Genomic DNA, 14,873 nt, shown 5'->3' with positions numbered 1-14,873 from the left:
ATGTCAACCACTTTATCGATTTTACACGGGCACGTTTTCAGTTGAAACCAGAAAGAGTTAGCCCTCTTTACGCCATAAAACGAAAAACAGGTTTCTCTGCGGAAACCTGTTTTTCAATGTTCTTCTACCCTTTTAGCAGCTTACCAACGAGATCGGGGACCTGACTAATTGCATACGTCAGCTTATCCACCATGGGACCGCCAGCTTGAGCCATATCAGGTCGCCCGCCCCCTTTACCGCCAACAATCTGTGCAACCTCGTTTACAACAGCACCTGCTTTGATTTTTCCTGTGAGATCTTTTGAGACAATTGCAAGCAGGGCAACCTTTCCTTTTATGACCCCGCCTATAACGGCAACTCCTGAATCAAGATTGTCCCGAACCTTATCGCCAACATCACGTAAAGTCTTCGGGCTGTCCAGTGGAATCTCTGCAGCGAGTACCCTTACCCCTTCAACATCAACGGTATCTTTAAGGATTGTATCAAGATCGGATGTAGCAAGTTGCGCTGATAACTCAGCAACCTGCTTCTCAAGCTTCTTCTGGTTAGCAAGGATTGATTCGACTTTGGTTACAATTTCATTATCCTTGGCATTCAATAACTCACCGAGCTTACGATCCCTGCGACATACAGACTGGACATATTCAAATGCCTCACTACCGGCTATTGCCTCAATCCTGCGGACGCCTGCAGCAATACCACCCTCTGACAAAATTTTAAAAACTCCGATATCACCGGATGCCTTCACGTGAGTTCCACCGCAAAGTTCTTTACTAAAACCGCCCATCGCAACTACCCGGACATTTTCGTCATACTTCTCACCAAACAAAGCAGTCGCTCCACCCTGAATGGCGTCTTCGCGTGCTAATACTGCTGTATCAACAGGATAATTATTTCTGATCTGCTGATTAACGAGATCTTCAATTTTTGCGATTTCTACAGGAGTCAATGGTGAGAAATGGGTGAAATCAAATCTGAGCCTGTCAGGACCAACAAGAGAGCCCGATTGCTTAACATGGTCACCAAGTACAGAAACAAGAGCTGCCTGCAACAGATGGGTGGCTGAGTGGTTTGCTGCAGTCGATTGACGTTCTGATGTCGTAACCTGCAACTCTACCTCCTGCCCGGCGGTTAAGACACCTTCCTTGACCGTGATGTCATTCAAGACGAGGTTATCCCCTTCTTTCTGAGTACTGGTAATCTCGGCCATACCGCCCTTCCAGGTGGCAACACCACGATCGCCAAGCTGTCCGCCTGACTCTGCGTAAAATGGTGTTTTTGTAACAAACAGACGTCCGGAGCTTCCAGCTTGTAGTTCCTCAACAATTTCGCCTTCATCACTGATCAGCGCTTCCACCAGCGTTGTTTCTACAAGAGAATCGTAACCGGTAAACTCAGTTCTCAATCCTTTATCAGCAATCTGTTTTACACCTTTGGATTTAAGCCGAACCCCTTCGCCTTTTCGTGAGGCCCGCGATTTTGAACGCTGCTCTTCCATTGCTGCAAGAAATCCCGGCTCATCAAATCCTACATTTTTTTCAAGAGCGATATCTCGAACAATATCAAATGGAAAACCGAAGGTGTCGTATAGTTTAAAGATAAAACCACCTTCAATAACTTTTTCCTCCACATTTGCAAGTTCAGCAATTTTTTCATCGAGTAACTGGAGACCATGCTCAAGAGTTTCCCTGAACCTCTCTTCCTCGTTATTCACAACTTTCACAAGAAGTGTTGCTGCATCGTTGAGCTGAGGATATGCATGGGACATGCTGGAAACGACCTCACGGGTAACCTCTTCAAGGAAGGGCTTCTCAAGGCCGAGATTTTTACCATAACGCACCGCACGCCGCATAATTCTGCGAAGAACATATCCTCGCCCTTCGTTTGATGGCAACACTCCATCAGCTACAAGAAAAGCGGTTGCCCGTGCATGGTCTGCAATAACCCGCATTGCTATATTTACCGAATCGACAGGACCGTACTTTTTGCCGGACAAACTCTCAAGCCTTGCCATTATTGGAGTAAACAGATCAGAATCGTAGTTATTGACCTTTCCCTGTAAAACAGCGGCAACACGTTCCAGCCCCATACCTGTATCAATACTTGGCTTAGGCAGAGGAGTCATTGTACCGTCTTCAGAGCGGTTAAATTGCATAAAAACGAGATTCCACAACTCTAGAAACCTGTCACAATCGCAACCAAGCTTACAGTCGGGACTACCGCAACCGGCCTCTGCACCCTGATCGATATGAATTTCTGAACACGGCCCGCATGGTCCGGTGTCACCCATTGCCCAAAAGTTGTCCTTTTCTCCCATACGGACAATACGACCTTTAGGAAGAGTCTCTACTCTCTCCCACAGTTCGTTAGCTTCGTCATCATCGTCAAAAATGGAAACCCATAAGTCCTTCGGATTAAGTCCAAGCTCAACTGTCAGGAATTCCCAGGCAAAACGTATTGCATCTTCCTTGAAATAATCACCGAATGAAAAATTACCCAGCATCTCAAAAAATGTATGATGCCGTGCGGTGTAACCAACATTTTCAAGATCATTATGCTTTCCACCGGCACGAACACACTTCTGGCTGGTTACCGCTCTCACGTAATCACGTTTATCCTCACCCATAAAAACCGTTTTAAACTGCACCATACCGGCATTTACAAACAACAGTGTAGGATCATCTTTTGGAACCAGTGAGGAACTCTCAACCAGTGTGTGATTCTTTTTCTCAAAATATTCTAAAAACCGTGTGCGTATTTCGTTACCATTCATAACTTTTCTTTTATGTAAGTATTTCTTAGCAGCACTCTCGCTGATTTTCAGCATGGGAGATCAACTGCCAGATTCATTTTTCTGTAAAATTTATCTCGTGTCCTGCCATGCCTCAGATGTCTAATTCTGCTCGCCCTTTTCACTTCCTGACTTCGTTAATCCTTCAGTTACATAGCGCTGCTACGCTCAATCAGTCATGCCTTGCAGGAAGAGAAAAAGCTTCAAATTATTACGATATCTGACACATGACATGGCACTAGTGTCCAGTCCGAAAACCATCTAATTCTGCTCAACAATAAGCGGTAGTACCTGTTTAAATTGTTCAGTTCCTGCTTTTTCAAGAAGTTCATAGACGAGCATTTCTGCCGGCCCGACTTTCGCCCCAACATCTCGTAAACGTGCAAGGCCTGCCTCATGATTCTCTTTTCGTCTACTGGAAACCCCATCAGAAACAATCCACGGTGTTAACCCTCTCGCTAATGCCCCCATTGCTGTCTGATAGATACAGATATGGGTTTCAACGCCAACCAGAATTACCGTATCGATCGACTTAGAAAGAGCATCCACGACATTACATGTTTCTTCGTTTGCCAATCCGTTAAACTCAACTTTATCAGGTCGTGGAATGCCCTCTACCAACACTTCAATCTCGGGAACATATAGACCAAGCCCCTTCTTATACTGAGTATTAGCGACAATTGGGAGCCTAAGTATTGCGGCGCACTTCATCATTAATGCAGTGGTTGCCGTTACCTGATCAGCTTCATGCACCTGACGCATCAGGCTTTGCTGAACATCAATGACGTGCAGATAGCAGGATTCAGGCTTTAATAAACGAGCATTATCCATATTAGCTCCTGTAATATTACCCAAAGCAGCGCAATTACCACCCCTCGTATCAATATGGACGGGAATTTCGCCAGGACTATGAAATTCTTTTCAAATATCAGCCTAATTAACTCTTTTCTCAAACGAGATTCAAGCCTATCCTATAATTCCTGAAAAAAAGCTCTCATTTCTCTATGATTCAATGATTCAACCACCATTTTTTCACACCAGCAACGTATCCTTTTCACTCAGCTGACAGTGCTTTTTTCGATGCAATGAGCGTGTCGATAATCGATGGATTTGCCAATGCCGAGGTGTCACCAAAATTGTCAAAGTCATCTGCGGCAATCTTCTTCAACACCCTTCTCATGAGTTTACCGCTACGCGTCTTAGGCAACCCTGAAACGCACTGCAACATATCAGGAGTTGCTATAGGGCCTATCTGCAACCTGACATGATTACATAGTTCCGCGAACAATGCTTCAGTTTCACTAAAATTTTCTTGCAAACGAATATATGCATATACAGCCTGCCCTTTTATAGGATGAAACACTCCTACCACTGCGGCTTCAGCTACAGCAGGGTGTGATCCTAAAGCAGCTTCTATTTCCGCCGTACCCAGGCGGTGACCTGAAACATTTATAACATCATCGCCCCTTCCTGTGATCCAGAAATATCCATCCTCATCACAACAGGCACCATCACCGGTATCATATCCACCCTTAAATACATTGAGCTTATGAGATGCATGACACTCTCTATCCATAAAAATCCCGATAAACAGACCAGGCCATGGGTTTCTGATAACCAACCGCCCTCGCTCACCTTGACTCACCTCTTCACCATCCTCATTTAGAACCACTGCATCAATTCCAGGAAGCGGTTTAACGACAGAACCAGGTTTCAGCCTGGTTTCATCGTGAAGAGGCGCGATCATTATTCCGCCGGTTTCAGTCTGCCACCATGTATCAATAAGAGGAATACTTCCCCTACCAACAACACCGTGATACCAGTGCCACACTTCCGGGCTAATAGGTTCCCCTACAGAACCGAGCAATCGTAAGGATGACAAGTCGTGTATATCTACAGGCTCCGTCCCGTACCTCATGAGAGCCCTGATCACAGTCGGAGCAGTATATATTATACTTACCCTGTATTTTTCGACAATCTGCCAATATCTGTCTGGACCAGGATAGGAAGGTGTCCCTTCAAACATTAATGAGGTTGCCCCGAGCCCAAGAGGCCCGTACAGGAGATACGAATGCCCTGTGATCCATCCAAGATCCGCAGTGCACCAGTGAATGTCATCATCATTGAGATCAAATACCTTGCGACAGGTATAGAGTGCATATAAGAGGTACCCGCCGGTACTATGTACAACTCCTTTGGGACTACCTGTTGACCCGGATGTATAAAGAATAAATAGCGGATCATTCGCCTCCATAACTTCGGGCTCACAATCATCCGAGATATCAGCGGATTGCATTTCAAGATGATACCAGTAATCACGACCATCAAGCATACCGACATCCATCCCAACTCTTCTGACAACTATACAACCTGAAATACTCGGGCAATGGCCAAGAGCCTTATCAACGTTATCCTTGAGCGGCAGGACCCTGCCAGTACGTACTATATTATCTGCAGTAACAAGAAGCTTTGCCTCACAGTCCTGAATTCTGTCTTGTAAACTTTTTGCTGAAAATCCTGCAAAAACCACGGAATGTGTTGCTCCAATTCGAGCACAGGCCAGCATGGCAATCGCAAACTCCGGAATCATCGGCATATATATTACAACTCTGTCCCCTCTTCTGATCCCTCGTTTTTTTAGAACATTGGCAAAACGACAAACTTCGCGAAATAACATCTGGTAAGTATACACACGTGAATCTTCGTCTTTGTCACCTTGCCAGATAAGAGCAGCCTTATTTCTCCGCCCGTTTACCAGATTCCGATCCAGGCAGTTATATGCAACATTGAGTCGCCCACCTTCAAACCATCGGACATCAAAATTTGCAACATCTCCAGCCATAGTCGTCGACCATTTCTCAGACCAGTCCAGCAAGCTTTCCGCTTTTTCGGCCCAGAATTCTGAGATCTTCTCAAGAGAACTCAGAGGTGTATCAGTTGTATTGTCAGTACGATTCACAGAGGAATGGGTCTTCGGCTGTTGCGGGGGAGGCAATGAACTCTGCCTCAGGACAGCATGTGCCTTCTTATTACTATCACTGTTCATAACGCCACCTCCTTCTATACAGTTGTATATCGATACAAAGAATCGGTATTACCCTGATTCTTATTTCAGGATGATGCAGCGGAACAATTAACTGTTGACGATCATACACCTCTTGCGCTGATGATCATACATATATTCGAGTATCTCTAACTCATGATGAGAGCATATTTTTTAGTGTATTGCCACATAAGAAGCAAATTATCACTATACGTGATCGCAAAATTCAGGTAAAGATTTTGCTCTCGGCAACTCAGGCTACTGCCTTAACCCGCCAGAGGCACTTCGTTTACAACCCAAATCATTTCATCATTGAAAATGCGATACATGAATGCAAGGCCCCACTCCTTTCTGATAGTAGACACAATGCAAGATAGATGAAAGGAGAAGATACCGCGAAAGGACAACAATTGAAGGTAAGACACGAAAAGTATGAAACTTTTTCTACCATCTGAAAGAAAACCCTGTTAAAAAAGAGCATTCAGATATACCTTTACAAAGAGAACATAACCATTACATTAAAAGCTAAATAACAGTGTAAGGATACATTATATGAAAGATGAACAAATAGACTCGATGTCAAAAATCCTGAAATCGATGTCACACCCTATCCGTCTGAAAATTCTTTGCTTGCTGCAGGACGACGAACTTTCAGTCGGGGATATTCGCGATCAGGTGGAAACTACCAACGCCAATGTCTCTCAGCATTTGAACATACTGAGGAGTCAAGGGATAATAGACTACCGTAAAGATGCAAATTTTATCTATAATAGAATTACAGACAAACGCATCCTCGAACTGATTCAGACCATGAGAAATCTATTTTGCCCGGATTTCGATTGATCAGGTGCAAACAAAAACAGACCGTATAAAGGTGTAAAGATGATAATAACTGACTGGGTCCATACAATTGCAGGCATCTTTATTTTAATCAGTCTTTCTCTTGGCGTAGAAATCAGTCCAGTATTTCATAGTAAATACTGGTTACTATTCACCGCATTTGTAGGGTTAAACCTTTTTCAATACGGTTTAACTAAATTCTGTCCACTCGCACTCATCCTGAAAAAAATAGGTATCCCTGAAACGCGATGAAAGTTCACAGTGGGAAAACCTCCCTCCCACTCAAACTTAGCGTCAGGCTTTACCAATTTTTGTTTTTTCAATCATACGACTATTGCATGAAGCCTGCCAGCAGCAACCTGCTTCATCGCACATTTCCTGCCGCTGGTAACACGGTATATTGCCTTCTTTTTCCTGGATTCTACAGATTAGTTCAGAAAGTTTGATTCCCTTGTGCTGAGGAATGTCCATACGTAATGCTTTTTTCCGAGCAAGTGAAAACAGTTTTGGTCCTTTGAGATACGCCTTGGGTGCCATAAATATTCACCTCATCCGATTTGGAATATAGTTTAATAGATCTGTCAATTAAAAAATCAATATAATGCAATAACAACGAAACGTTAGTAAGATATACATAGAGATAACGGCAGACATGCCTAACAATGATGTTATGTCATCAATTATATATACACATCAGAAGAAATGTCCACTATAATCGGCAAATTTACTGATTATTATCGCTTTTTTTCCGATCAGTAAAATGACAGCAGTCGGCTTATTACCTAACAGTCTAATTCAACTGGAATTCTAAAAAAGGCAGGCGAACTGAACGTCCGCCCGCTGGTATGCTGGCAGGAATTATATCGGCAGGATATGGTGCTCTTCCCGCACAGAATGTGTACCGTAGAGCACTGCACCACTTCTACCATCAAGTGATACAGCATCGCCAAAATAAATACGATGTGCCCCAATCTCACAGTATTGTGCTGTTTCAAATACTTTTAATTGCTTAACACCAACAACACATGTTTTCTCAAGACGTACTGCGACAACCGAAGCGTGCGAAGTCTGCCCGCCACGCGATGTTAGCAACGCATCCGCCATACTTATTACTTTGATATCTTCCGGTACAGTATCGGCACGTATAAGTACCAACGGCGCGTCAGGGTCCTTTGCCCTCATTTCAAGAATATTCTCTTCTGTAAAAACAGCTCTGCCGGAAAGTGCTGAACCCGACACACCTACCCCCTGTCCAAGATGCGACTCTGACAGCTGTGGTGTATCTTCAAATACATTGAGATGCTCCTTTTTCTTGATAGTTATCATATCACGAGTCTGAAGCAGATAAAGGTTTTCAGGTTCAGGCCCCTCAAAAGTAAATTCGATCTCTTGAGGATTCCAGTGTTTATGATAAACAAGGTCCCGGGAAATCTCCAGTAACTCTGAATAAATATTAGGGAATCGCCTCTCAAGTGTCTCATCGACAGACCTGCCGTCAAGCTCTGCCTGCTCAACAGATATTGCACAACTTGTTACCAGACCTGAAACAATATCTTCACCCTGATCGCCATAGGCATAATCTCCCCACAAGGCAACCCGCTGAACTTTTCTGTAAGGATGTGCTGTAAAAACAACACCAGACCCCGCCTTATCACTCAGGTTTCCGTACACCATTGCCTGAACAATGACGGCAGTACCCCACGAATCACTTACATCCATGATACGACGATAGTCGGTGGCCTTTGATGTGTCCCATGAATCAAGTACCAATTCGATGGCATTTACCAATTGTAACCATGGGTCATCGGGAATACCAAGCCCTCTCTGACGGACAAGTTTCTGATAAGACAGGGCTAATCCCTTCATCTGTTCGGCAGAAAACTCACGCTTTAGAGTTACACCATGTTTTTCCTTGGCCTGGTTCATTAACCCCTGAAAATCTTCTCGTTCCACACCTGAGATCATCGCCCACGACTGCAGAAATCGTCTATAATTATCCCATGCCACATATTCATTGCCATCGCGTTTGACATGATCAGCTATAAGGTCCTCGTTGTAACCAACATTATGCACGGTTGCCATCATACCAGGCATCGAAATAGCTCCACCACTTCGGACAGATAGCAGAAGCGGCCGCTCACCTGAACCATATTTACACCCTGTGAGATTCTCTATTTCCTGAAGAGATTCACGTATACGTTGCATGAATTCTTCCCTTGCCTGGCTATAACCAAAAACAACGTCACGACAGCGGAAAATTTCTGTGGTTATCACAAATGCAGGTGGAACCGGAATATTCTCCGCCATGAGCGTTGCAAGGTTAAATCCCTTGTTACCTAGATGAATCAGGTTGTGCGTATACGGATTTGGTTTATGCAGAAGTGAAAGTGTTTTCTCCTGATTATACGTCATCAGCAGGTCAAGGTGCTGCTTGTCGAGTACATCTTTTTGACTATCAAGAGTCTGAATAATCCTGAGAATAAAGTTATCAAGATGTTGCAGACCAAAGGTAGAGGATATCAATTCTCGCAGGAAGGTTTCTGACAACCTTTGTACCGAGTTACTCAGTTCGTCTTCATCATAAAGTTTTTTATATTTCTGCAGAAGATTTTCCTGGCCTATCTGCGGAATAATCATTGAAAGATTATTCTGATGGATATTAGTATAATACGCATACATGATATCCTTAACCCCTTCAGAAAGGCCTCGAAAAATATCAAGATACTGGGTGTAAGAAAACCTTCTAACCTTCAGCGAGTTTGTCAGCAGGGTGAGATATATATTGAGCCTTCTCGATGTAATACCGTCAATTTTTAACGCTTTCATGAATAAACGCAGGCACCTCACAATATTCCAGAATGTTGCCTGGGTAATAAATGTCAGATTGACGGTATCCGGAAGTTTCTCAAGATAAATATTCGCAAGATTTTCTAACCTGAATGTCAGACTAAGCGCATCAAATTTTTTCTCTTTATACCTGCCGTACACAGACGGAATATCGACAGCAATATGCCGTTTATAGTAGATATCTTCTCGTGATTCGAACTTTTGCTCAGATAATATTATTGCTTTTAATTCCTCAAGCGCTTCAAGAGTAACTTCAAGACACTGCTCAGTATCCTCGCTGTCAAGGACATCAAGAATCTTTTCCATCTCTACAAAGCCATCCTGAATACCAGCCTTCAGCTCGGTCCGGATTTCCTGAAATCCTAATTTATATTTTTGATACAGGAGCTTAAACATTTTCACCAACAATTCAAACCGGCGAATTTCATGTTTTTGCAAATCGGTCTGTCTGGTAAGAAAGGCAAGCAGCGCATCGTGATTCAGTTCAAGGAGATCATCAACGTCTTTTATCCCCAGGTGACTCCATACTCTCTGGCTCAAATGGTACTGATCATCTATAAATGGCCCGAAAGTAGATACCTGTACATATATCTCTTCTGGTAGATAAGGAATCAGGAGATTCTTTTCCCTGGTTTTCCAGAAGAGAAAGATCGACTTAATAAAATCAACTATCAGGTTAGAACTCTCGACATGCCCCTGTTTTCTAAGAAAATGAATAAGCAGGTCTTTTCTTTTATGTATCTCATCAAGCTCTGTGGAAACGTCACGCAGTTCTCCTTCTGAACCGATTTCATTATAGAATACCGGCATAAGTTTAGTGAACTGCTTTGAGAGATTATAAATCGGCTCAATGGGGTGATTAAGGAGTTCTGTAATATCACGCTGAAAGAGATCGGTGTCTTTTACGCATGTACCAGATAGTTTAAGATGAATAATAAGCGCTGAAAAAAGCGTACCGCACCATTTGGGCTCACGCATGATAAGGTGAAGCCATACACGGATGTTGCTGAGATGAGCTGGATTTACAAGCGGCTGCCAGTTTTCATCAACACCAGATACATTGGCATGCTGAAAACCAAAACGCACTACTCCCCACAGAAAGGCCTCAACCATCCTACTGTTGCCACGATCAAAGACCTCACCACCCAAAACCTGAATACATTGAAGAGAAGTGTGTGGAAATTTTACAACATTCGCCTTCAGGAGTTTAAAAGTTGTTAATAGAAACTCTTCAATCTCTTCAAATGTCTGCTGCCTTACAAGTTGAACCAGACTCCGATTTATTTCACGCAGAGTTTCTTCGTGTATCAGATACAATCCTCGTGTATCCATGATCTTGAAAAGGAACAGAAGCTTCTGATTTTCGATAAAGTGGTGAATTTCATAAGTCTCTTCAGTCTTGGGCGACATCCCCTGTTCGGCACTTGACAACATGCCGGGCACTTCCCTGTAGTGCCTGACTATATCAACATGCCCCGGAAGGGTGAGAAATTTCTGTAGCTCGGTAAGAGGGTTCTCTTCCAGACCATCATTTTCAAGAATCCTCACATGCTCGTTCATTGCCTCATGGGAGAGCATGTTAAATAACTTCAAACACTCTGGATCATCTCGCAAAAAACCACAATTCTCCATAAACCATGGAAGCGGATCATCTTCATGCAACCAGTAAAGATAGTTTTTCCTGAGCACAGTTTTAATTAAAGATGCAAGAGGTTTATAGTCAAAATTCCAATCCTCTTTTTCACTGAAGCCCACGAGCCTGGTCGCCAGTTTTTTCACAGAATGCTGGCCATGGACGATGTGCATTATGATCGCGTCATCTTCGCGGTCAAGCTCCTCTATTTTCGTAAACAACTCATTAAGCGGTTCTTCGAAACGGTGCAAATCTTCATGATCAAAGATGGTGATCATCTTGTCGATCCATGCCAGTTTCGCCCCGACTACCTGGTTCAAGAGTGCCGGATATCGCTGGGAATCCTCAAGTGCCTCGAAAAAAAGGCGTCCAAAGAGGCGGAAGGCTTCAGGACCTTTTTCATGCGCGCGGTAATGTCCACTATTTTTCAGTACAAAACTGCGTAACTGCGGCAAAATGATCTTCCAGTTTCGAAAGGGATGACACACCTCATACAACAGCTTTTCAAGCGATGAGTGCAAACCTTTATATTTTTGCACAACCTCAAGCAACACCAGAAGTTCAGGATCTATCTCAACCTTCCCAGCTGTCTCCAGAAGATTCGCCTTCAGTGCATCGGATTCAATAGCACCTTCAATATTTGCGTTGTTCATAACGTAACCTGGCAGATCATTTTACAATTCGGTCATTTATGCTGACCCATCCTTTACAGGAATATACTCTTGCCGATATTTTTTATAGCATGAGCTGAAAACAAAACGCCCCAGGAGGAATACTCACGGGGCGTTGTACTAGGAGGCTGTCCGACAATGGCCTTTGTTCCAAACTCTTCGTTATTCTCAAAAAAACAATGCTCGCAGATAAGCGAACGAAGTGAGACTTCGATATCATGTATATGGCTGTGCTTGCTTTTTGAGAATGCCTCGACTTTGACCCAAATTCCTATTCTAGGACAACCTCCTAGGAGGCTGTCCGACAATGCTTATAAAGCCTTGTTTGCCTCCATGTGCAAAATCAGGTCCAGCATCCTGTTTGAATATCCCCATTCATTGTCATACCAGCTCATCACCTTTACAGTCTTGCCAATAACCTTGGTTGATAAGCCGTCAACAATTGATGAACGCCCGTCACCTTGAAAATCAATAGAAACCAATGGCAACTCTGTATATCCAAGGTATCTGTTTGCAGCTTCTTTGAGTGCCTGATTTACTTCGTCTACAGTGGTCTCTCTCTCAACTTCCATTACTGCATCAACAAGGGATACTGTCGGGGTAGGTACGCGAACGGCGAGTCCGTCAAACTTCCCCTTCAATTCAGGAATTACCAGCGAAACAGCAGCCGCAGCACCGGTTTTTGTAGGAATCATAGAAAGAGCTGCAGCGCGTGCACGTCTGGGGTCTGAATGGGGAAAATCAAGCAGGCGCTGGTCACCGGTATAGGCATGAATAGTTGTCATCAATCCGCGCTCAATCCCAAAGTTATCCATGATAACTTTGGCAAACGGAGCAAGGCAGTTAGTGGTACATGAAGCATTTGAAACAATATGATGCTGGGTAGCGTCATATTCGTCTTCATTCACGCCCATAACAAACGTCTTGATATTACCTTTGGCCGGTGCAGAAATTATTACCTTACTGGCACCTGCGTCGATATGTGCCTGGGTAGAATCCGCATCTCTGAAAATACCTGTACACTCTGCGACATACTCGACTCCGAGCTGTCCCCATGGAATATCAGCGGGATTTCTATGACTGGAGACCGCAACATGCTTTCCGTCAACAATGATCCCGTTTTCATCACTCTCTACATCTTTGTCGTAAACACCCATGACAGAATCATACTTGAGAAGATGCGCCAGCGTGGGCGTGTCAGTGAGATCATTAATTGCAACGACTTCAATATCCGAAAAAGCCGGGTCTTTACTTAAGGCCCTGAACATATTTCTACCAATACGACCAAATCCATTAATCCCGATCTTCACAGTCATGTCGCTATCTCCTTATTTTCGAGGGATCCCCCCTCAATAGGTTCGTTAATCAATTCTATACTACCCGAAGACCGGGCCAACCTACCGTTCACAGTAGCACGACCCTTTGCTCTCCGCTCTTTAGCCCTCTCATACAGGGCCACATATTTTCCCTTCACAACACTCCAGGTATACCTTTTGCGGATAACTTCCAGAGCGCTCCGCTGCATCGTTCGTAAAGCAGGCTTCTTCTCATAAAGAACAACCGCCTCTTGAAGGGCTGCCAGCAGATCTTCTACAGAATCACCAGAGTAGGCAATACCTGTTTTACCTTTCTCGACTTTTACAAGACCACCAACATGATGAACAACCGGGATAGCACCAAAAAGCTGTGCAATATAATCAGTAAGTCCGCACGGCTCATAACGAGAAGGTATAACGAAAAAATCACAGGCAGAAAAAATCTGATTGGCCAATTCCGGGCTATAGCCCCGTATAAAACATAATCTGCCGCGCATACTCTCTTTTTCTGCAAGAGAACGAATCCCCGCCTCAAGAAAGGCACTGCCAGTCCCCAATATAAGCGCCTGTCCATGCTGGTGCTCAGAGAAAAGTAATTCTATCGATTCAAGAAAGTAATCGACACCTTTCTGCTCGCTTAGTCGCCCAATAAAGGCAAACAACGGGTGCGTGGCATCTTTCTCTAATCTGCCATGTAATGTTATTCCATCGATTTCATTCAGAAGATGTAATTTTTTTAGCAGATGTGATTTACACCGAAGTTTCCCCTCAAGATCATCGTCGTCAGAAGAAGGATCATATGAGGCCGCCAGCCCAATTCTTTCACCTGCCAGCGGATTAAAATCATCAGGATTGATGCCATTAGTAATCCCTTCGATTTTCACCCCACGTTTAAGCAGAGTATGACTTAACCAGTCTGTTCTCAGATCTTCGTCAGTTTCCTGTAATTCACGGGCATAATTTTCACTCACAGTATTAAGTATTGCATATTCACCCGCCGCGAGAAAAGGATCAAATTTTCCTGAAAGACGATTATTTCCTATACAGCCCCAAGACAACCCTGTCATTCCCTGGGCGAAAGGCAAATCCGCCACTTCCTGATGATACCCAATACCAGCATTGTGAATTGTAACCACACACCCGGTATCTCTGAAATAGCTTCGCCACCCCTGGCACTCATGAATCAATGCGGGAATTAGCGCGGTATGACCATCATGGCAATGAATTACATCTGGCTTATCATCGAGCAGTACCATAAGCTCAAGACTGCTCTTTTGAAGAAGCAGATTCATCGCGAAATAATCGTAATGCCCCATACCAGGCTTTTGCCATTCTTCCGCCCCTGTATCTTTATCCGTATATGTATAGACACTATACTTCTCACGAAATCGTTTTGAATCAATGAGATATAAATCTACACCACTCAGATTCCCCTTATAAACCCTACAGCTTTCCCACCGTTCATTAAGGCCGTAATTCATTGCCACTTCAAACTCAAGCGGGATTGAGGGATCAAGCGGGTCAGTCTGCTGAACCAGATTATATTCTTCAGGTTGAACAAAACCATACATAGGTATGACGATAGTCACTGACAGATTCTCGTCAATTGCAAGTGCATCCGCAAGTTGGCGGACGACATCCTTTACTCCACCTGCGCCTGCAAGATCACCATACTCCCTGGCGATCATCCATATATTTTTAACAGGTGACTGTTTCATGCCGTCAAGCCTCT

At 43.8% G+C, this 14,873-nt stretch carries 9 protein-coding genes; 2 read left to right on the top strand and 7 right to left on the bottom strand.

The genetic code is table 11. The features are described from left to right. Window positions 1–124: 124 nt before the first annotated feature. From alaS to acs, 3 genes are all read right to left on the bottom strand, one after another. Complete coding sequence (alaS, locus tag FCL46_RS00460) at window positions 125–2,773, bottom strand: alanine--tRNA ligase (RefSeq protein ID WP_136807995.1); 2,649 nt, start codon at window positions 2,771–2,773, stop codon at window positions 125–127. Window positions 2,774–3,052: 279 nt separating this feature from the next. Continuing rightward, window positions 3,053–3,622 (bottom strand): isochorismatase family protein, encoded by a 570-nt coding sequence (locus FCL46_RS00455; RefSeq protein ID WP_136807996.1) that lies wholly within the window; start codon window positions 3,620–3,622, stop codon window positions 3,053–3,055. A gap of 223 nt (window positions 3,623–3,845) precedes the next feature. Beyond that, a complete protein-coding gene (gene acs, locus FCL46_RS00450) occupies window positions 3,846–5,837 on the bottom strand; it encodes an acetate--CoA ligase (RefSeq protein ID WP_136807997.1) in 1,992 nt (663 codons plus the stop codon). Between the two features lie 549 nt (window positions 5,838–6,386). Here acs and FCL46_RS00445 point away from each other — a divergent pair. Beyond that, window positions 6,387–6,677, top strand: coding sequence for an ArsR/SmtB family transcription factor (locus tag FCL46_RS00445; RefSeq protein ID WP_136807998.1), 291 nt, complete (start codon window positions 6,387–6,389; stop codon window positions 6,675–6,677). Window positions 6,678–6,716: 39 nt separating this feature from the next. Beyond that, the gene (locus tag FCL46_RS00440) at window positions 6,717–6,926 is read left to right on the top strand and encodes a YgaP family membrane protein (RefSeq protein ID WP_136807999.1); all 210 of its coding nucleotides are present in this window, start codon (window positions 6,717–6,719) and stop codon (window positions 6,924–6,926) included. Window positions 6,927–6,968: 42 nt separating this feature from the next. On the opposite strand, the gene FCL46_RS00435 is transcribed toward FCL46_RS00440, so the two are convergent. From FCL46_RS00435 to FCL46_RS00420, 4 genes are all read right to left on the bottom strand, one after another. Further along, window positions 6,969–7,211, bottom strand: coding sequence for a hypothetical protein (locus FCL46_RS00435; RefSeq protein WP_136808000.1), 243 nt, complete (start codon window positions 7,209–7,211; stop codon window positions 6,969–6,971). A gap of 321 nt (window positions 7,212–7,532) precedes the next feature. After that, window positions 7,533–11,807 carry a PEP/pyruvate-binding domain-containing protein gene (locus FCL46_RS00430; RefSeq protein ID WP_136808001.1) on the bottom strand — a complete coding sequence of 1,425 codons (4,275 nt, stop codon included), beginning with the start codon at window positions 11,805–11,807 and terminating at the stop codon, window positions 7,533–7,535. Window positions 11,808–12,136: 329 nt separating this feature from the next. Further along, a complete protein-coding gene (gene gap, locus FCL46_RS00425; protein ID WP_136808002.1) occupies window positions 12,137–13,141 on the bottom strand; it encodes a type I glyceraldehyde-3-phosphate dehydrogenase in 1,005 nt (334 codons plus the stop codon). After that, entirely contained in the window at window positions 13,138–14,859 is a 1,722-nt protein-coding gene (locus FCL46_RS00420; RefSeq protein WP_136808003.1) for a glycogen synthase, read from the bottom strand. Before FCL46_RS00420 ends, gap begins: the two co-directional genes overlap by 4 nt. Between the last annotated feature and the right edge of the window lie 14 nt (window positions 14,860–14,873).

The organism is Desulfosediminicola flagellatus, from assembly GCF_005116655.2.
GTDB classification, from domain to species: Bacteria; Desulfobacterota; Desulfobulbia; order Desulfobulbales; family Desulfocapsaceae; genus Desulfopila; species Desulfopila flagellata.
Note: the sequence above shows the minus strand (reverse complement) of the source record. Positions and strands in the feature narration are given on the sequence as shown.

Excerpts from the sequence above, each read along its gene's own strand:
- alaS (WP_136807995.1), bottom strand. The coding sequence starts at position 2,773 with ATGAATGGTAACGAAATACGCACACGGTTTTTAGAATATTTTGAGAAA.
- FCL46_RS00455 (WP_136807996.1), bottom strand. The coding sequence starts at position 3,622 with ATGGATAATGCTCGTTTATTAAAGCCTGAATCCTGCTATCTGCACGTC.
- acs (WP_136807997.1), bottom strand. The coding sequence starts at position 5,837 with ATGAACAGTGATAGTAATAAGAAGGCACATGCTGTCCTGAGGCAGAGT.
- FCL46_RS00445 (WP_136807998.1), top strand. The coding sequence starts at position 6,387 with ATGAAAGATGAACAAATAGACTCGATGTCAAAAATCCTGAAATCGATG.
- FCL46_RS00440 (WP_136807999.1), top strand. The coding sequence starts at position 6,717 with ATGATAATAACTGACTGGGTCCATACAATTGCAGGCATCTTTATTTTA.
- FCL46_RS00435 (WP_136808000.1), bottom strand. The coding sequence starts at position 7,211 with ATGGCACCCAAGGCGTATCTCAAAGGACCAAAACTGTTTTCACTTGCT.
- FCL46_RS00430 (WP_136808001.1), bottom strand. The coding sequence starts at position 11,807 with ATGAACAACGCAAATATTGAAGGTGCTATTGAATCCGATGCACTGAAG.
- gap (WP_136808002.1), bottom strand. The coding sequence starts at position 13,141 with ATGACTGTGAAGATCGGGATTAATGGATTTGGTCGTATTGGTAGAAAT.
- FCL46_RS00420 (WP_136808003.1), bottom strand. The coding sequence starts at position 14,859 with ATGAAACAGTCACCTGTTAAAAATATATGGATGATCGCCAGGGAGTAT.